The 19,065-nt window shown below is 73.5% G+C and carries 15 protein-coding genes and 2 pseudogenes; 13 read left to right on the forward strand and 4 right to left on the reverse strand.

Features of this window, described 5'->3' with window-relative positions:
• The first annotated feature begins 43 nt into the window (after nt 1–43).
• The 5 genes and pseudogenes from ACFZA0_RS36535 to ACFZA0_RS36555 all read left to right on the forward strand — a co-directional run.
• Entirely contained in the window at nt 44–235 is a 192-nt protein-coding gene (locus ACFZA0_RS36535) for an acyl-CoA carboxylase epsilon subunit (protein ID WP_391025034.1), read from the forward strand.
• 139 nt (nt 236–374) lie between these two features.
• Nucleotides 375–2,129, forward strand: coding sequence for an AMP-binding protein (locus tag ACFZA0_RS36540; protein ID WP_391025036.1), 1,755 nt, complete (start codon nt 375–377; stop codon nt 2,127–2,129).
• Complete coding sequence (locus ACFZA0_RS36545; protein ID WP_391025038.1) at nt 2,126–3,856, forward strand: acyl-CoA dehydrogenase; 1,731 nt, start codon at nt 2,126–2,128, stop codon at nt 3,854–3,856. The genes ACFZA0_RS36540 and ACFZA0_RS36545 overlap by 4 nt, the downstream gene beginning before the upstream one ends.
• 56 nt (nt 3,857–3,912) lie before the next feature.
• Entirely contained in the window at nt 3,913–5,169 is a 1,257-nt protein-coding gene (locus ACFZA0_RS36550; protein ID WP_391025040.1) for an acyltransferase domain-containing protein, read from the forward strand.
• A gap of 365 nt (nt 5,170–5,534) precedes the next feature.
• A pseudogene (locus ACFZA0_RS36555) lies at nt 5,535–5,822 on the forward strand (4'-phosphopantetheinyl transferase family protein); the annotation flags it as partial.
• Nucleotides 5,823–6,062: 240 nt separating this feature from the next.
• Here ACFZA0_RS36555 and ACFZA0_RS36560 read toward each other — a convergent pair.
• The 4 genes from ACFZA0_RS36560 to ACFZA0_RS36575 all read right to left on the reverse strand — a co-directional run bounded on the left by ACFZA0_RS36560 (nt 6,063) and on the right by ACFZA0_RS36575 (nt 10,792).
• A complete protein-coding gene (locus tag ACFZA0_RS36560) occupies nt 6,063–6,677 on the reverse strand; it encodes a response regulator (RefSeq protein ID WP_391025042.1) in 615 nt (204 codons plus the stop codon).
• Nucleotides 6,678–6,701: 24 nt separating this feature from the next.
• The gene (locus ACFZA0_RS36565; protein ID WP_391025044.1) at nt 6,702–7,913 is read right to left on the reverse strand and encodes a histidine kinase; all 1,212 of its coding nucleotides are present in this window, start codon (nt 7,911–7,913) and stop codon (nt 6,702–6,704) included.
• A 90-nt stretch (nt 7,914–8,003) separates the two neighbouring features.
• Nucleotides 8,004–10,277, reverse strand: a complete 2,274-nt coding sequence (locus ACFZA0_RS36570; RefSeq protein ID WP_391025047.1) for a TOMM precursor leader peptide-binding protein — start codon at nt 10,275–10,277, stop codon at nt 8,004–8,006.
• The gene (locus ACFZA0_RS36575; protein WP_391025049.1) at nt 10,274–10,792 is read right to left on the reverse strand and encodes a hypothetical protein; all 519 of its coding nucleotides are present in this window, start codon (nt 10,790–10,792) and stop codon (nt 10,274–10,276) included. Before ACFZA0_RS36575 ends, ACFZA0_RS36570 begins: the two co-directional genes overlap by 4 nt.
• 245 nt (nt 10,793–11,037) lie before the next feature.
• On the opposite strand from ACFZA0_RS36575, the gene ACFZA0_RS36580 reads away from it, so the two are divergent.
• The 8 genes and pseudogenes from ACFZA0_RS36580 to ACFZA0_RS36615 all read left to right on the forward strand — a co-directional run.
• Nucleotides 11,038–11,832: a BTAD domain-containing putative transcriptional regulator gene (locus tag ACFZA0_RS36580; protein WP_391025050.1), complete on the forward strand. Its 795-nt coding sequence runs from the start codon at nt 11,038–11,040 to the stop codon at nt 11,830–11,832.
• 108 nt (nt 11,833–11,940) lie between these two features.
• Complete coding sequence (locus tag ACFZA0_RS36585; protein ID WP_391025052.1) at nt 11,941–13,557, forward strand: carboxyl transferase domain-containing protein; 1,617 nt, start codon at nt 11,941–11,943, stop codon at nt 13,555–13,557.
• Nucleotides 13,558–13,816: 259 nt separating this feature from the next.
• Nucleotides 13,817–15,082, forward strand: a complete 1,266-nt coding sequence (locus ACFZA0_RS36590) for a beta-ketoacyl-ACP synthase II (RefSeq protein WP_391025054.1) — start codon at nt 13,817–13,819, stop codon at nt 15,080–15,082.
• Entirely contained in the window at nt 15,079–16,293 is a 1,215-nt protein-coding gene (locus ACFZA0_RS36595) for a beta-ketoacyl synthase N-terminal-like domain-containing protein (protein WP_391025056.1), read from the forward strand. Before ACFZA0_RS36590 ends, ACFZA0_RS36595 begins: the two co-directional genes overlap by 4 nt.
• 178 nt (nt 16,294–16,471) lie before the next feature.
• Nucleotides 16,472–16,741 (forward strand): phosphopantetheine-binding protein, encoded by a 270-nt coding sequence (locus ACFZA0_RS36600; protein ID WP_391025058.1) that lies wholly within the window; start codon nt 16,472–16,474, stop codon nt 16,739–16,741.
• A gap of 149 nt (nt 16,742–16,890) precedes the next feature.
• Nucleotides 16,891–18,681 carry an acyltransferase domain-containing protein gene (locus ACFZA0_RS36605; RefSeq protein WP_391025059.1) on the forward strand — a complete coding sequence of 597 codons (1,791 nt, stop codon included), beginning with the start codon at nt 16,891–16,893 and terminating at the stop codon, nt 18,679–18,681.
• Nucleotides 18,678–18,929, forward strand: coding sequence for a DUF6059 family protein (locus ACFZA0_RS36610; protein ID WP_391025061.1), 252 nt, complete (start codon nt 18,678–18,680; stop codon nt 18,927–18,929). Before ACFZA0_RS36605 ends, ACFZA0_RS36610 begins: the two co-directional genes overlap by 4 nt.
• Nucleotides 18,851–19,065 (forward strand): annotated as a pseudogene (locus tag ACFZA0_RS36615) (2-oxoglutarate ferredoxin oxidoreductase subunit alpha); the annotation flags it as partial. The gene ACFZA0_RS36610 and the pseudogene ACFZA0_RS36615, both read left to right, overlap by 79 nt.

Raw genomic sequence — 19,065 nt, forward strand, 5'->3', positions numbered from 1 at the left:
GGGGCGCGAGCCCCCTTCGAGCGACCGGGCGCACGCTGTCCCCATGGCGAACCCGATGCGTATCAAGGTGGTCCGCGGCCGGCCCGACGCGGCCGAGCTGGCGGCGGTCACGACCGTGCTGCTCGCCCTGGTGCGCCGCGCGGGCGAACCGGACGACGAGACCAAGGCGGCGTACGCCGGCTGGACCGTCAAGAGCGGCGGCCAGTGGCCCCGGCCCACGGGAACCACACCGTGAACCGGCGCCCGCGGCACGGCCGCACATCCACGTGCGCGGCGGAGGCCCTCTCGACGAGAGGCACCCCTCCGGCCCGCCGACAGCAGAGCCGGCCGTCGGCCGCCCGGCAGGGCGGACCCGCGGCGGGGGAGGGGGAGGCGTGAACGGTCACCAGACCTTTACGGAGCACATCCAGGCCCGAGCGGCCGGGACGCCGGACCGGGAGGCCCTGATCCTCCTCACCGAGCAGGAGGGCGGCCTGCGGCCCGACACCGTCACGTACGGCGGGCTCGACCACGCGGCCCGCGGCCTCGCCGCCGCGCTGGCCCGGCACGTCCGCCCGGGGGACCGGGTGCTGATCGCGAACCGCTCCCGCGGGCTGTTCGTCACCGGCTTCCTCGCCTGCCTGTACATGGGCGCGATCGCCGTCCCGGTCGCCCCGCCCGGCGGACGCGGCCACCACGACGACCGGATCGCCGGCATCGTCCGCGAGACCGCCGCGGCCTGCGTGCTGACCTCCGTCGCGGAGGCCGCCGACGTGTCCCGGCTGCTCGCCCGCACCGGGCACGGCGACGTCGTCTGCCTGCCCGCCGACGGGCCGGTGGCGACCGCCGCCCCGAACGACGCCGTCCCGTTCGTCCCGTACGTGCCCACCCCCGACACGGTCGCGTACCTCCAGTACACCTCCGGCTCCACCCGCGACCCGCGCGGCGTGATCGTCACGCACCGCGGGCTGCTCGCCAACCAGCGGGCCATCCGGCGCGCGCTCGGCACCCGCGAGGGCGCCCGGCTCGGCGGCTGGCTGCCGCTGCACCACGACATGGGCCTGGTCGGGCAGTTGCTGCACGCGCTGTGGCTCGGCGGCACCGCCGTCCTGATGTCCCCGGCGGCCTTCGTGAAGCGGCCCGCGAACTGGCTGGAGACCGTCTCCCGCTACCGGCTGACCGTCAGCGCGGCCCCCGACTTCGCGTACGAGATGTGCCTGAACCGCGTCAACGACAGCCAGCTCGCCGGGCTCGACCTGTCCGGCTGGGAGACCGCCGTGGACGGCGGCGAACCCGTCGACGCCACCACCCTGGCCGCGTTCGCCGAGCGGTTCGCCCCGGCCGGGCTGCGCCCCGAGGCGCTGACCCCCTGCTACGGCCTGGCCGAGGCGACCCTGCTGGTCTCCGGTGCCCGCGACACCGAGGGCCCCACCACCCGCGCCGTCGACGCCGCCGCCCTGGAGAGCGGCCTGCTCGTCGAACCCTTCGGCGCCGCACGCGAGTTGGCGCACTGCGGTCCGCCCGCCTCCGCGGACGTGCGGATCGTCGACCCGGACACCCGGGAGGAGGTGCCCGACGGCCGGATCGGGGAGATCTGGGTGCGCGGCGAGAGCGTCGGTCCCGGCTACTGGGCGCGTCCCGCCGAGACGGCCGCCGCGTTCGGCTGCCGGATCAGCGGCGGTGGCGGCGGCTACCTGCGCACCGGCGACCTCGGGGCGTTCCTGGACGGCCTGCTGCACGTCACCGGCCGGCTCAAGGACATGATCGTGATCGCGGGCCGCAACCTCTACCCGCAGGACCTGGAGCGCACGGTCCAGCAGGTCAGCGGACTCTTCGGCGCCGCCACCGCCTTCGCGGTGCCCGGTGCGCGCGAACGCATCGTCGTCATCCAGGAGTTGCGCACCGGCAGCCGCTACGACATCGACCTCGCCGGTCTCGCCGCCGCCGTCCAGCAGCGGATCACCGAGGAGTACGAGGTACGGGCCGCCGGGGTCGTCCTGGTGCGGCCCGGCACGGTCCGCCGCACCACGAGCGGCAAGGTCGAACGGGCCGCCATGCGCCGCCTGTTCCTGCGCGGCGAGCTGAAGCCGCTGCATCAGCGTGTCGAACCCGAGGTCGAGGAGCTGCTGGTGGCGGGGAGGAGCCGATGACGACGACCGCGGAGGAGCGCGCCGACGCCCTGGAGCTGGCGTTCGGCGCACTCGACGACCCCGGCAACCCGCTGGGCGCCGACGCGCTGCTCGCCGCCGACGCCGCGGGCGAGATGCTGCCCGAGGCCGAGCAGGTGCTCGACGCGTTCGGTCTGAACGCGGAGTTCGTGCCCGCCGACGTCGGGGGCCGGCTGGAGCGGATGGACCAACTCGGCCGCCTGCTGCGGCCGGTGTTCCGTCGGGACGCCTCCCTCGGCTTCGGCTACGGCCTCAACTGCTTCTTCGCGGCCGCCCCGGTGTGGACCGCCGGCGACACCGAACAGCGCCTGCACGCCGCCCGGTTGCTCCTCACCGGACGGCGCGTCGCGGTCGCGCGGCACGAAGTCGCGCACGGCAACGACTTCGTGCGCGACGAGTTCACCGCACGCGTCGTCCCCGGCGGGCTCGTCCTCGACGGCAGCAAGTCCGCCATCGCCAACGCCTCCCGCGCCACCGGCCTCGTCGTCTTCGCCCGCACCGAGGGCGCCGCCCGGGGCCGCAGCCACACCGTCCTGCTGCTCGACCGCGACGAGCTGCCCGCCGACCGGGTCAGCGACCTCGCCCGCCGCGCCACGACCGGCATGCGCAGCGCGGAGTTCGGCGGACTGCGGATCACCGACTGCGAGGTGCCCGAGAGCGCGGTGCTGGGGGAGATCGGCGACGGCTACGAACTGTCGCTGCGCTCCTCGCTGTTGATCCGCGGCCTCATCCCGTCCATCGTCCTCGCGGGCGCCGACACCGCGCTGCGCACCGTCGCCCGGTTCGCGAGCCGCAGCCGCGCCGACGGCCGTTCCTCGCTCGACGTGCGGCACGTGCGGGACGTCCTCACCGGCGGCTTCCTGGACCTGCTCGTCATCGACTGCCTGGCTCTGGTCGCCACCCGTGCGCTGCACCTGCTGCCCCGGCAGATGAGCGCCTACGCGGCGGCCGCCGCCTACCTCGCGCCCAAACTCGTGGCGGAGAGCATGGACGAGATGTCGTCCGTCCTCGGCGAGGAGACCTTCGCCGAGGACGGCGCGTACGGCATGTTCCAGAAGCAGCGCCGCGACCTGCCCGTCACCTCGCTGGGCCACGCCGGCAGCGCGGGCCGGCAGGTCAGCATCCTGCCCCAGCTGCCGTACTTCGCGCGGTACGCGTGGTTCGCCGACCCCGAGCCGCCGCCGTCCCTGTTCCGGCCCGGCGAGGCACTGCCCCCGCTCGACCTGTCCCAGCTCGTGCTGCTCGGCGACGGCGACCCGCTCGCCGCCACCCTCGTCGCCTGCACCGACCTGCTGGAGGCCGAGGGCGCGCCGTACGACGAGGGCGGGCCCGCCCTGCGCTTCCTGGCCCGGGTCCTCACGGGTGAACTCGCCGAACTCAAGAAGGCGTTCGAGGACGTCGCGGAGGGCGACCGCGAGGCGCTGTCCAGCCCGCGCAGCTTCGGCCTGGCCGACCGGTACACCCTCGTGCTCGCGGGCGCGGCCTGCCTCGGCGTGTGGCGCGAACAGCGCCTGGCCCCCGCGGGCGGCGCGAGCGCGTTCCTCGCGGGGACGGCCTGGGTCACCGCCGTGCTGTACCGCCTGGTCAAACGGCTCGGGCTGCCGCTGCCCGACCGGCCGGACGGACAGGAACGGCTGGTCCTCGACGAGGTCGTCGCCCGGCTGCACAACCGCCGCAGCTACGACCTCTACGCCTCCAGGCTCGCCTGACCCCGGGCAGCCGCCGCCCGCCCCCCACACCCGCAGAGCACGACAGGGAGCACGCCATGCAGGAACAACCCCCAGGAGAACAGGACGACTTCGCCGTCGCCCACCGCGAATGGCTCAGCGAACGGGTCGCCCACTACATCGGGCACCCGGTCGAGGACACCGTGCCGCTCGTCGAGGAGGGCCTCGACTCGGTGGCCGCGCTCAGCCTCTACGGCGACATCGAGGAGGAGTTCGGGTCGCTGATCGAACCGGACGACGTCTGGGCGTACCCGACCGTGCGCCAGCTCGCCGAGTTCCTCGCGATGCGCGACGTCGGCCGGGACGGCACCCGGGTCAGGACCGCGTTCGTCTTCACCGGCCAGGGCAGCCAGCACCCCGGCATGACCGAGGGGCTCTACCGGAACTCCACCGGCTACCGGGCCTTCCTGGACGAGGCCGACGCGGCGGTCCGGCCGTGGACCCGGCAGTCCGTCGTCGAGCTGATCCTCACCGGCGACCCGCGCGTGCACCGCACCGCGCTGACCCAGCCCGCCCTGTTCGCCGTCGAGTACGCCCTCGCCCGGACCCTGGAGGAGGCCGGGGTGCGCCCGGTCGCCGTACTGGGCCACGGCGTGGGGGAGTTCGCCGCCGCGACGATCGCCGGCTCTCTGACCCTCGCCGACGCCGCGAAGCTCGTCTCCATGCGCGGCGCCTTCATGCAGTACCTGCCGCCCGGCGGCGGCATGATGGCCGTCTGCGTCACCCCCTACGAGGCCGCCGAACTGGTCGCCGAGGAACCGGCGGTGGGCATCAGCGCCATCAACGCCGCGAAGGCGATCGTGCTCTCCGGCGACCGCGCGGCACTGCGCCGCATCGAGGCCCGCCTCGACGAACGAGGCATCCGCGTACGCCACTTGAGCGTCTCGCACGCCTTCCACTCGCCCCTGATGGCGCCCGTGGTGCCCAAGTTCGAGGCGGTGCTGCGCAAGATGCCCGGCAGCGCCGCCCGGGTGCCGTACTACTCGACGGTGTACGGCCGGCTGGCCACCGAGCCGCTCTACGCCCCCTACTGGACCGAGCACATCACCGCACCCGTGCGGTTCGCCGACGCGGCACGCGCGCTGCTCGCCCAGCAGGCGCCCACCCACGTCGTGGAGATCGGCCCGCAGGCCGTCCTCACCCCGTACCTGCGGCGCATGGGCGGCGGCCGGCGCGGTCCCGTCTGCCTCCCGGTGTGCCAGGGGCCGAGGAGCGACGCCGTCGACCTGGCAGGGGTGATCTCCGCCCTCGACGCAGGGCCGCTGGCCGCGGCCCTGTCGGGAGGTACGCGGTGAGGGCACGCACGGGACACCCGCTGCTCGTGGCGGGACCGGACGGCCCCTGGGACGACATCCGCGCCGAGCTCGGCCGCACCGGCACCGTCGTGCTGTACGCGCGGATGACGCCCTGGCTGCCGCGCGCCGGCACGGAGGGCGAACTGCGGCGCAGGCTGGGCCGCGACTGGCGGCGCTACGAGAGCCTCGGCCGGCCCCGCTCCCGGGAGCGGTTCGTCGCCTCGCGGCTGATGCTGCGGTACTCCGCCGCCGCGGTCCTCGGCACCGCCCCCGACCTGGTGGACCTGGCCTACCAGCCGGGCGGGCGGCCCTACGTGCGCGGCTGCGACCAGATCGACGTGAGCCTCAGCCACACCGAGGACATGATGGTCGTCGGCATCACGCGGCGCGGGCGCATCGGCGTGGACGTGGAGCGCGCCGACCGGCGCCTGGCGCACACCGGGTCGGAGCGCCAGGCCTGCACCCCCTACGAGAAGGGGGAGCTGGACGCGGGGGGCGAGGACGCGCGCAACGACACCATGGTGCGGCTGTGGACGCTCAAGGAGGCCTACAGCAAGGCGCTCGGGCAGGGACTGCGGTTCCGTTTCACCGAGTTCGGCTTCGCGCTGGACGGCGCGGCGCCCCGCCTGGTGCGCCCCGACGGCTCGCCGGTGCCGGGCGGCGAGTGGCAGTTCGGGACGTTCCCCGCGGGCTCCGACTACGTGCTCAGCGTCGCCGTCTGCGACACCGGCTTCGGCGAGCTGGCGGACCTGTCGGTGGGCACCACCCTGGACGACGGCATGCTGGACGCACTGCTCGGCGCCGCGGCGCCGGTGCGGGAGAGGGCTCCCGGCGGCGCCGCGCGCGGCACGCCCGGCACGGTCACCGGCCCGGGACGGGGGACCGGTGACGTCTCAGGGCAGCCAGCCGGCCTCCTCCGCGATCCGGATGGCGTCGATGCGGTTGCGGGCGCCGAGCTTGCCGACGATGGCGGTGAGGTAGTTGCGGACCGTGCCCTTGGACAGGTAGAGGCAGCCGGCGATCTCGGCGGCGTCGGCACCCCGGGCCGCGAGGCGTAGTACCTCCAACTCGCGCGGCGACAAGGGGTTCTCGGGTGAGTCCCATGCCGTCAGCGCGAGTTGGGGGTCCACCACCCGGCGCCCCGTCGCCACCGACCGCACCGCCACGGCGAGTTGGTCGGGCGGCGAGTCCTTGAGCAGGAATCCGGTGACCTGTGCGGACAGCGCGCGCCGCAGGGTTCCCGGCCGCCCGAGCGTCGTCAGGATCAGCGTGCGGCAGCTCGGCAGCCGCTCGTGCAGCTCGGCGGCCGCCGTCAGCCCGTCGATCCCGGGCAGGTCGATGTCGATCACCGCGACGTCCGGCTTCGAGGCGAGCGCCGCGGCGACGATCGTGTCGCCCCGGTCCACGGTGGACACCACGTGCAGATCCGGCTCCAGCTGGAGCAGCGCGACGAGCGCGCCCCGGACCATGTGAACATCCTCGGCGAGGAGGATTCTCACGGACAACATCCGTACCCCCGTTGTGATGGCCTGTCAGGCCAAGGCAGTTCTCTCCATGCGTGCGGGCTCGAACAGCAGCGGCTCGGCCTCCTCCTGACTCTGCGGCCGCAGCGGCGCCCACACCTCCAGCCGGAACCTGCCGTCGTCCTGGAGCCCGGCGGACAGCCCGCCGCCGATGGCGGCGAACCGGCCCCGCAGATTGTCCAGACCGCTGCCGCCCGAGTGGTCCGAGAAGATGTGGCCCTGTTCGTGCGGATGGTCGTTGACCAGGTCCAGGCGGACCGTTTCGTCGTCCACCTGCGCCCTGATGACGCACACCCGGACCCTGCTGTGCCGCAGGATGTTGGTGACGCCCTCCCGCAGCGCCGTGGCGAGCACCGTGTCGACGACCGGGTGCAGCCGGCCGCACTCCACGTCGACCTGCGCCCGGATGTCGGCCGCCGAGAGCACCGTGCCCGCCGACTCCGCCTCCTCGGAGAGCGACATGTCGCGGTAGCCGCTCGACACCAGCCGCACGTCGGCCAGCGCCTGCCGCGCCACCCGCAGCACCGACGCGGTCTCCTGGCGGGCCTTCTCGGGCCGGGTGGTGATCAGCCGCTGGATCAGCTCGCCCTTGAGCGTGATCGCGGAGAGGCTGTAGCCCAGCAGGTCGTGCAGGTCGCGGGCGAACCGCAGCCGCTCCTGCGCCACCGCCATGCGGGCCAGTTCCTCCCGGGTCTCGTGCACCTCGCGGACCAGGTCCGTGAGCCGGGTCAGCCCGTAGATGACCAGGCCCGTGAGCGCTGCCGCGATGGTGAAGTAGAGCACCAGGTCGACCGTCGCCCCGGCCAGGACGTTGTAGACCGGGACGAAGGCGATCAGCGCCGCGTAGCTCGGCCAGGCGAACCGGGACGGCAGTGTCAGCAGCAGCGAGGCCGCGAGCGGCCCCTCCATGCTTCCCCAGCTCACTCCGAACCAGACGATCGGTGCGAACGTGAGCACCGCCTGGACACCCAGCAGCAGTGCCTTGCGGAACGTGGTCCAGCGTCGCGCCGCCGGCGAGGAGACGGCCAACTGCACGCCGAACAGCGCCAGTACGAGCCCGACGCAGACGGCGAGCTGTCCCGCGGGGGGCCTGGTGCGCACGACGTTCAGCACCGTCATGGTGCCGTAGAGAACCAGTGCCACGACGATGATCGCGTGGGCGAGCCGGGGAGCCGGTGCCTGCGACCGGGGTGAGAACGGAACGACGTTCCTCGTCGGCATCGCCGCCTCCTAGCGAAGGATCAGTAATGGCGGACGCATGTTATGCCGTTGCGCTGGCCGGTAGCCAGTGAACCGAACCGACGGCTGGAGTCAGACGAACAGGGGTACGGGGTTGATTTCCTCGTACCGGGTGGGCCGCGTCAGCCGTCCGAGCTTAACCGGTGTGTCGAAGAGCCGTCCCGGGGCGAAACGCGCCCAGAAGTGACGCATCCCCGGAATGATCACCTTCACAACGGGAAGCCCCACGTCGGGACGGGTTTGGTCCAGTAGAAGAAGTTCCATCCCGCGATCACGTACGAGGGTTTCGGCCAACTCCACGTCGTCGCGCAGATCTTGACGGACCGTGTGGCAATAGTCCGCGGGAGTGCGCGGGGCTTCGGCCGGATCAGGGCCAAGGTATGGCTGATTCTCCACCGTCGCCCCCCGCCACCAGGCAGACAGGTCGCGGTCCGCCGTGACGAGTTCCGCCGAGTCCGCCTCCGGCGGCAGCAGTTGGGCCGCCTCGGTGACCGCCCTGCGCAGGGCGAGCCGGGGATCGAAATGAGCCCCGAACCCGAACGAGAGGCCCTCGACCGGGCCGGCCGTGCGGCGCGTCACCGCCGCCATGACCGGAATGCCGAAGTCCGCGGTCAGGTCGAGCACCCACAGCTCCCGGCCGAGCCGCTCGTAGGCGAGCCGGGTGCGGGCCAGCCACGGTTCGTCGAACGCGTCGAGGTCCACCGCGGGATGGCGGGTGCGGTTGTACCACCACAGCGCCACCGCGTCCCGCTCGACCAGCTCCAGGAAGCCCTGCACCACGGCGTCCTCCGGGCTGCTGCCCGCCGCGTTGCCGTTGGAGTCCGCCCACGGGGCCCGCGTCACCCCGTCCGGACCCGGCCCGAAGTACAGCATCGACGTCGGCAGCAGCCGCGGCCGCCGGGCGGTGAGGGACCACACGGGGGTCCACTCGACCGGCGCCTTCGGGTCGAACGGCGCCGGGATCTGCTGGAAGCGCGAGTGCAGGGGGTTCCACAGGTCCCGCTCCCGGAACTGCCGGTCGGCGAACAGCTGGCAGGCGTTGGGGTGCAGGGCGTCGTCGCCGAGACCCGCGAGGCTGTCGGTCACCGTGGGCTCGTCGCCCTGCCGGCTTCCGCTGTAGCGCTCCAGCGCCTCGCACAGCGCGCCGACCTCCGCCTCCTCGGGCGTGGTGCCCTTGCCGCCGCTCTGACCGCGCAGGCCGCCCTTCAGGCCGGCCAGCGAACGGCTGTCGCCCAGCGCCATGTTGCGCCCGGCGAGATAGCGGTTCAGTCCGTCCGGGCACCCCGGGGCCGGCCGCAGCTCGGACACGATCCCGGTGACCGGGTCGGCCAGGTGCCGGTACCGGGCGAGCACGGCCGCCGCGCTCATCGAGCGGTGATTGCCGCCCACCACACCGGACTTGGGGCTGGAGACCACCACGAAGGGTCTTCGTACCTGCCGCCCCACCAGCCCCGGATCACCGCAGACGCGGCACTGCGGGCGCCGCGACACCGGGTGCCGGGCCGTGGCCAGGGTGCGGGTGTCCAGCGTGCACACCGCGTGCTGTCCCTCGTAGCGCATGCCGGCGACCCACTTCGTCGCCTCCAGCACGGCGGCGTGCAGACCCAGCGCCCGCACCGTGGCGAACGAGGCCTCCGGCACCGGAATCGTCCCGGCAAGCCCAAGTGCGCGCATGACGGGGGCGGTTGACGCGCGGTGTCCGCGCAGCCGGTGCGCCAGACACTCCCAGCAGGCACCGTCCACGACACCGAACACGGGACCCACCCAGGGCTCCACCCCGCACGGTTTCGCCGGAATCCACGGGCGGCCCGCCGCCCGGTGCTCGGCGTCCACCTCGGCCAGCCGCGGGTCGAGGTAGTCGTCGACCAGGACGAGCGAGAGAACGGCCTCGTCCTCCTCGCCCGGGTCGGCCACCATGAGGCCTCCCGCCAGGCACTCGGCCGTCGCCAGCACGGTGTCGCTGCGCCCCAGGTTCACCACCCGCACGGTGCTGGTGCTCAACGAGGCCGACGCGCTCGGGCCGTGCAGCCCCGAGAACTCCCAGTACGCCTCCGTCGAGACGTCCGTGGCCGGGTCGTGGTAGCCGACCAGGTCGGCGCGGGCAAGCTCGGCGATCACACGGGCCGCGGTGGCCGGCGGCACCGTCGCCGCCGCCTCCCGCAGCACGCCCGTCAGCGTGCGGGTGCCGTCCAGCAGTGCCGCGAGCTCCTGAACCTCACGGCCCTGCAAGGCGGTTGTGCCCCGCTCCGACAACAGGTAGACGGCGTCCCCCTCGATCGCCTCCACCCTCAGGTGTCTCTTGAACCCCACCGGCAGTTCGACGCCGGACCCCCCGGTCCCGGTCATGCAAGCGCCGACCCGGCCTCGTCGGGCAGGGGCGCCATCCCGGTGGCGCAGCCGTACAGCGTCGTCTCGTCCGGCAGCGGGGCCATGCCCGTCGCGCAGCCGTACAGCACGGCCTCCTCGGGCAGCGGGGCCATGCCGGTCGCGCAGCCGTACAGCACCGTCTCGGCCGGTACCGGCGCCATCCCGGTGGCGCAGCCGTACAGCATCACGGCGCCCTGCCGGTCCAGGTGGTCGATGACCACGGCGCGGCCCGTGTCGCCGGGGGTGTTCCCGTACACCGCGGCGAACACCTCCGCGAAGCCGTCGCCGTACACCGGCTCCGTCGCCGGCAGACCGAACTCGGCGAGCACCGACACCGGGTCGCTGGTGTAGCGCTGCGCCAGTTCGGGCTCCAGGCCGGCCCGTGCGGTGAGCAGGGCGAACTGGTGGTCGGAGGAGAGCGGGACCGTGCCGGGCACGACGGACGCGCCGGTGCCCGGGGCGCCGGACGCGGGAAGGTGCGTGGCGGTGTTCATGGTGATCCCCCTACTGGGTCGGACTGACGAGGTGTGTTCGCTTTCCGAATGCCAGGATTCTGCGGCCCGCCGCGCGGCACGGCACAGTGCCGGGGTCACCACCGGGGCATGACATTTTCATGCCCGTCCACGTGAGCACCTCACTGGGACTCGAACGCCGCAGGTGCCAGGCTCGCCGCAGACTCCGCAGCCCGTGCGGTCCCGCCCGGGACCCGCCGCACCACCGCATGAAGGAGGGCGCGAACATGGAGATCAAGGTTTTGGGACCACTGGCGGCCCGCGAGAACGGTGTGTCCGTCGTACCTACGGCGGCGAAGCCGCGTCAGATCCTCTCGCTGCTCGCCCTGCAGGCCGACCGCGTCGTGACCGTGGCGACCCTGATGGAGGAGATCTGGGGCGAGGACATCCCGCGCAGCGCGGCGACCACCCTCCAGACGTACATCCTCCAGCTCCGCCGCAAGATCGCGGCGGCGCTCGACGGCGACCCGTCCCGCCGGCCCAAGGACGTGCTGGTCACCCAGCACGGCGGCTACCTGCTCCAGGTGCAGCCGGGCCAGGTCGACGCGCACGAGTTCACCCGGATCACCGCCTCGGGGCGTGCCGCGCACGACGCGGGCGACCACCTCGCCGCGTCCCAGCTCCTGGGCAAGGCACTGCGGATGTGGCAGGGCTCCGCCCTCGTCGACGTCCGCGTGGGCCCCGTCCTGGAGCTGGAGGTGCTGCGCATGGAGGAGGACCGCATGGCGGCCCTGGAGCGCCGCATCGACGCCGACCTGCGCCTGGGCAGGCACGCCGAGATCGTGCCCGAACTGCGGGTGCTGGTCGCCCGCCACCCCATGCACGAGAACTTCTGCGCCCAGCTCATGACCGCCCTGCACCGGGCGGGCGGCGCCTGGCGGGCACTCGAGGCCTACCAGCGGCTGCGCGGCACGCTCGTCGACGAGCTCGGCCTGGAACCCTCCGCCCGCCTCCAGCGGCTGCACCAGGCGGTGCTCTCCGCCGACCCGGCCCTCGACCTGCCCGTTCCGCAGGCCGGCTGACCGCGCCCGCCCGGCCGGGGCTCCCGACCGGCCCGCGGGCGACGGCGCCGCGTGTCGGCGGGCACGTCCCTCCAGCACGTCTCAAGGCCGCGTTCCTACGTTCGGCCGATGACGATCCTCGACGACCTCACCGTCAGCCAGGAAGCCCCGCCCGCCCCGGCCCTCCCCGCGGCACCCGACCTGCGCCGGGCCACCGACGAACTGCGGCGGCTCAAGGAGGAGGTGAGCCGCGGTCCCGATCCGGCGGCCACCCGGCGCCAGCACGAGAAGAACAAGCTCACCGCCCACGAACGCCTTGAACTCCTCTTCGACGAGGGCACGTTCAACGAGATCGAGCCGCTGCGCCGGCACCGCGCCAGCGGATTCGGCCTGGAGGAGCGCAAGCCGCACGGCGACGGTGTCGTGATCGGCTGGGGCCTGGTCCACGGCCGTACCGTCTTCGCCTACGCGCACGACTTCCGCGTCTTCGCCGGAGCACTCGGCGAGGCGCACGCCGCCAAGGTGCACAAGGTGATGGACCTCGCGGCGGACGCGGGGGCACCTCTCGTCAGCCTCAACGACGGCGCCGGCGCCCGCATTCAGGAGGGCGTCACCGCGCTCGCCGGCTACGGCGGCATCTTCAGCCGCAACGTCGCGTCCTCCGGTGTGATCCCGCAGATCAGCGTGATGCTGGGCCCGTGCGCGGGCGGTGCCGCCTACTCGCCGGCCCTCACCGACTACGTCTTCATGGTCCGCGAGACGGCACAGATGTTCATCACCGGACCCGACGTGGTGCAGGCAGTGACCGGTGAGCGCATCACCCACAACGGGCTCGGCGGCGCCGACGTGCACGCCACCGCCTCCGGCGTCTGCCACTTCGCCTACGACGACGAGGCGGACTGCCTGGAGGACGTACGGTTCCTGCTCGCCCTGCTGCCCGCCAACAACCGTGAACTGCCGCCCGCCGTGGCCCCGGAGGACCCCGCGGAGCGGCGCACCGACCGCCTCGTCGACCTGGTGCCGGCCGACCCCGGCCGCAGCTACGACATCCGCGCGGTGATCGAGGAGATCGTCGACGACGGCGAGACCTTCGAGGTGCACGAGGCGTGGGCGCCCAACGTCGTGTGCACGCTGGCGCGGCTCGGCGGGCAGACGGTCGGCATCGTCGCCAACCAGCCCGCGGCCCTCGCCGGCGTGCTCGACATCCACGCCAGCGAGAAGGCGGCCCGGTTCGTCTCGACGTGCGACTCGTTCAACATCCCGCTCGTCACCCTCGTCGACGTCCCCGGCTTCCTGCCCGGCGTCGACCAGGAGCACAACGGCATCATCCGGCACGGCGCGAAGCTGCTGTACGCGTACTGCAACGCGACGGTGCCCCGCATCTCCCTCGTGCTGCGCAAGGCGTACGGCGGCGCGTACATCGTCATGGACTCCCGTTCCATCGGTGCCGACCTGTCGTACGCCTGGCCCACCAACGAGATCGCCGTGATGGGCGCCGAGGGCGCCGCCAACGTCATCTTCCGGCGCGAGATCGCCGCCTCCGACGACCCCGCGGCCGTGCGGGCCCAGCGCGTCGAGGAGTACCGCACCGAGCTGATGCACCCGTACTTCGCGGCCGAGCGCGGGCTCGTGGACGACGTCATCGACCCCGGCGACACCCGGCGCGTCCTCATCCGCTCGCTCGCGATGCTCCGCGCGAAGAAGGCCGAAATCCCTGCCCGCAAGCACGGAAATGTGCCGACATGACCACCCGGAACGGCAGGTCCACGCACACGCGAGTTCGCTTCTAGGGCCCGCCCGTTCCATGTCCTCACCGGTCACGGCGACCCGTTACGAACGAGCCGCCGCCCGGTCAGGCCGGCCGAGAGGGGGTTCACACCCCCGGACCCCCTCCGGCCGCCGATACCGACTCACGACAGCACGGACGAAGGGATCGACAGTGACCCCCACAGTGCCAACCGGCCGGAGCGCAGCGCGTCCGGCCCCGTCGAAGGCCAGGTAGACCATGCGCAGAGTCGCCATCACCGGCCTGGGCGTCGTGGCGCCGGGCGGGGTCGGTGTCAAGGAGTACTGGGACCTGCTCACCGCGGGCCGCACCGCGACCCGGCGGATCTCCTTCTACGATCCCTCGCCCTTCCGCTCCCAGGTCGCCGCCGAGGCGGACTTCGACCCGCTGGCGTCGGGCCTGTCGCAGCAGGAGACCCGCCGGCTCGACCGGGCCGCGCAGTTCGCGGTCGTCTCCACCCGCGAGGCCCTCGCCGACAGCGGCCTGGAGATCGGCGCCCTCGACCCGGGCCGCATCGGCACCGCGGTCGGCAGCGCCGTCGGCTGCACCACCAGCCTGGAGCGCGAGTACGCCGTCGTCAGCGACAGCGGACGCAAGTGGAACGTCGACCACGAGTACGCGGTGCCCGAGCTGTACCGGCACTTCGTGCCCAGCTCCATCGCCGCCGAGGTAGGCAGGGCCGCCGGTGCGGAGGGACCCGCCGCGGTCGTCTCCACCGGCTGCACCTCCGGGCTCGACTCGCTGGGCCACGCGGTGGAACTCATCCGCGAGGGCACCGCCGACGTGATGATCGCCGGCGCGACCGAGGCACCGATCTCCCCGATCACCTCGGCCTGCTTCGACGCGATCCTCGCCACCACCCCGCGCAACGACACCCCGGAGAGCGCCTGCCGGCCCTTCGACCGGACCCGCAGCGGACTCGTCCTCGGCGAGGGCGCCGCCATCCTGGTCCTGGAGGAGCTGGAGAGCGCGAAGCGGCGCGGCGCGCACATCTACGCCGAGATCGCCGGATTCGCCTCCCGCTGCAACGCCTACCACATGACCGGACTCAAGCCCGAGGGCATCGAGATGGCCGAGGCCATCGACGCCGCCCTCGCCGAGTCCCGCCTCGCCCCGGACACCGTGGACTACGTCAACGCCCACGGCTCCGGCACCAAGATGAACGACCGCCACGAGACCGGCGCCTTCAAGCGCAGCCTCGGCGCGCACGCCTACCGCACCCCGGTCAGCTCCATCAAATCGATGATCGGCCACTCGCTGGGCGCCATCGGCTCCCTGGAGATCGCCGCCTGCGCCCTCGCGATGGAACACGGCGTCCTGCCGCCCACCGCGAACCTGCACGAGCCCGACCCCGAGCTCGACCTCGACTACATCCCGCTCGTCGCGCGGGAGCAGCGGGCCGACGTCGTGCTCAGCGTGGGCAGCGGCTTCGGCGGGTTCCAGAGCGCCATGGTGCTGGCCCGCCCGGACAGGAGGACCGCATGACCACCGCAGTGGTGACCGGCCTGGGCATCACCGCCCCCAACGGCCTGGGAACCGAGGAGTTCTGGAAGGCCACCCTGGCCGGTGAGTCCGGCCTCGGCACCGTCACCCGGTTCGACGCCGGCCAGTACCCCTCCAGCGTCGCGGGAGAGGTCCCCGGCTACGCCGCCGAGGACCACATCCCCAGCCGGCTCATGCCGCAGACCGACCACATGACGCGCCTCGCGCTCACCGCCGCCGACTGGGCCCTCACCGACGCGGGCCTCGACACCGGCGAACTCCCCGAGTACGGCATCGGCGTGGTCACCTCCGCGTCCGGCGGCGCCGTCGAGTTCGGCCAGCGCGAGCTCCAGAACCTGTGGAGCAAGGGCAAGGAGTACGTCAGCGCCTACCAGTCCTTCGCCTGGTTCTACGCCGTCAACACCGGACAGATCTCCATCCGGCACAAGCTGCGCGGACCCAGCGGTGTCCTGCTGACCGAACAGGCGGGCGGGATCGACGCGTTGGGCCACGCCCGCCGCCACATCCGCAAGGGCTTCCCCGCCGTCGTCGCCGGCGGTGTCGACGCGGCCCTGTGCCCCTGGGGCTGGGTGCCGCAGATCGCCTCCGGCCTGATGAGCACCGTCGACGACCCGGCCCGCGCCTACCTGCCCTTCTCCGCCGACGCCTCCGGCTACGTGCCCGGCGAGGGCGGTGCGATCCTCCTTGTCGAGGACGCCGCCTCCGCCGCCGCCCGCGACGCCGAGCACGTCTACGGCGAGGTCGCCGGATACGCCGCCACCCTCGACCCGGACCCCGGCACCGGCCGCCCGCCCGGCCTGCGCCGTGCCGCGGAGAACGCCCTCGCCGACGCGGGCGTCGCACCCGGCGACGTCGACGTGGTCTTCGCGGACGCCTCCGGCGTGCCGGAACTCGACCGCGCCGAGGCCCAGGCCCTGACCGGGCTGTTCGGCCCGGCCGGCGTCCCGGTCACCGCGCCCAAGACGATGACCGGCAGGCTCCTCGCCGGAGGCGCCGCGCTCGACGCGGCCACCGCGCTCCTGGCCCTGCGCGACGGCGTCGTCCCGCCCACCGTCAACGTGGCCGCACCGGCCCCCGAACTCGGCATCGACCTGGTCACCGAGGCCCGCGAGGCGAACCTGCGCACCGCCCTCGTCCTCGCCCGCGGCCACGGCGGCTTCAACGCCGCCCTGGTCCTGCGCCGCGCCGCGTGAACACGCGCCCGGCCCGGACGACGGCACCGCCGGGTGCCGGTGCCGGAGACACCTCCGGCACGTCCCGCACCACCGGCCCCTTCCGGCCGCGCGTGCGCTACGCGTCCGTCGCGTTCGTCCCGTACGCCTTTTTCGCCCCGCTCCACCACCGAGCACAACCGAGAGGACGGCAGCAGCCATGACCACCACCACCGCCACCGTGACCCTGGCCGACCTGACCCGCATGCTCCGCGAGAGCGCGGGCGAGGAGGAGGGCGTCGACCTCGACGGCGACGTCATCGACACGCCGTTCATGGAGCTCGGCTACGACTCCCTCGCCCTGCTCCAGGTCATCGGCGAGATCCAGCGCGAGTACGGCATCAGCATCCCGGACGACGCCGTCGTCGACGCGGAGACCCCGCGCGCGCTGCTCGCCCTCATCAACTCCGGCTCGGCGCAGGCCGCCTGAGCCGGAGACACCCGCGGCCGTCCTGCTCCCGTACCCCCCCGGCGGGGCAGGACGGCCGCCGTTTTTCCCCGATGTCGATCCCTGCGTTTCCGCACTCCCGCACCCCGCACACCCACGCGGCCGGATCCGCGGTCCACGAGGAGGGAACCATGTCACTCACGTCCCAGAGCGCAGTAGTGCGCCGCCTGATCGTCAGGCCCGGTCCGGCCCCGCAGTCGACGGCACCCGTCGTCGCGTCCACCACCGCCGTGTCCGCCGTCCTGCGCGCCTTCGGCCGTTCCCCCGAGGACCTGCCGGCCCGCACCGTCGTGCTCATCGGCGCCGCCGCGGTCGACCCCGGCCTCGGCGCGGAGCACGAGGGTTTCGCCGTCCGCACCACTGCCACCCCCGGCCTGGCCCTGCGCCGCGCCCACCACGAACTCCACGACGGCACCGCCGACCTGGCCCTGGTCGCCGGCTTCGGCGAACCCGACGCCCAGACCATCACCGTGTACGCCGTCAAGCGCGCCGCCGAGGCCGTCGCCGACGCGGACTCCGTCCTCGGTGTCCTGGACGTCACCGACCCGCACACCCCCGACAGCGCCCCGCCGCTGCGCCCCCTCGCGCAGAACCCGCGCGGCACCGACCCCGACCGGCACCGCCTGATCCTCTGGTCCGGCCGCACCACCGACGACGAGGTCCGCGTACGCGGCGAACTCCTCCCGATGCTCAACGGCCTTCACCGCGAGGCCTATCCCGCGCTGCCCACGGCCGTGCCCTGCGGCACCCCGCCGGGACCGGTGCGCGGCGCCGCCGTCGCCGTGTCCGCGCTCGCCGCGCCCACCGTCCACCGCACCCGCGCCGTCGAGGTCACCCGCCCCCGCCCGGTCGCCCTGCTCTTCCCCGGCCAGGGCTCGCAGCACGCGGGCATGGCCGCCGGCCTCTACCGCCGCGAACCCGTCTTCACCGCGGCCGTCGACGCCGTCCTCTCGCACATGGGCGAGGAGGGGGCCCGCGTCCGCGCCGACTGGCTCGACCCGCGGCACGCCGCCATCGACATCGACGACGTGCGCCGCGCGCAGCCGCTGCTCTTCGCGATCGACTACGCCCTCGGCCGCATGATCCTGAGCTGGGGAGTGCGCCCCGTCGCCTTCCTCGGCCACAGTGCCGGCGAACTCGTCGCGGCCGTCTTCGCCGGGGTCGTCGGCCTGCGCGACGCCGTCGCCATGGTCCGGGCCCGGGTGCGGGAGGCGGTGAAGGTCCCGGCGGGCGGCATGCTCGCCGTCGCCGCGAGCGAGGAGCAACTGCGGCCCTACCTCGTCGACGGCGTGGGCATCGCCGCCGTCAACGCCAACCAGCAGGTGATGCTGGCCGGCGCGAGCGGCCCCCTGACCGCCGTCGCGGACCGCCTGAGGGCCGACCGGCTGACCGTGGTGACCGTCCCCGCCACCAGTCCCTTCCACTCCCCGGCGATGGCGCCCGCGTCGGACGCGATCGAGGCCGACTACCGCGACATCCCCTTCCGGGAACCGAGGTCGGCCCTCTACTCCGGCTACACCGGCGGCCTGATGAGCCCCGACGACGCGCTCTCCCCGCGCTTCTGGGCCCGCCAGATCACCGACACCGTCTTCTTCCGCAACGCCCTCGACGAGCTGCTCGCCGCCGACGACGTGCTGCTCGTCGAGGCCGGCCCCCGCCAGACGCTCACCGCCTTCGCCCGCAGGCACCGGTCGGTCCGCCTGGGCGCGGGCGCGGTCTCCCCGCTGCTGCCGGCCCGCACCGGCACCCCCGAGGCCGACCGGCAGTCGGTGCTCACCGCCGCCGCCCGCATCTGGACGGAGGGCCACGACCTGAACCTCAACGCCGTGGCCCGCCTGTGGACCTGGAGCGAGGAGAACACCTCCGAGGACCGTGTCACGGCGGCGGCCTCGCGGATACCGGCGGGAGCACTGGGCGCATGAGATCCATCAGCGGCTTCGTGAACAGGTTCACCAGAAGGGCACTGCGCGAGGTCTACGGCGCGCTCACCGCGGCGGGCTGGTTCTGGATCGGACTGCCCACGCACGTCTCGCCGTTGGGCCGGCCGGCGCACCGCCTGGAACAGCCCCCGCAGGGCCACCCCGAGCGCCTGTGCCCGGACGTCGCCCTCACGAGCACCGAACTCGCCCTGCAACGACAGCTGTTGGCACCTACGTGGGAGCACCAGTGACAGTGAAGGAGAGCCGTCGCCTGCACCAGGTGGTCATCCGTTTCGCGGGTGACTCGGGTGACGGGATGCAGTTGACGGGGGATCGGTTCACGTCGGAGACGGCGTCGTTCGGGAACGACTTGTCGACGTTGCCGAA

The sequence above is a fragment of the Streptomyces sp. NPDC008150 genome (genome assembly GCF_042956945.1).
GTDB lineage: Bacteria > Actinomycetota > Actinomycetes > Streptomycetales > Streptomycetaceae > Streptomyces.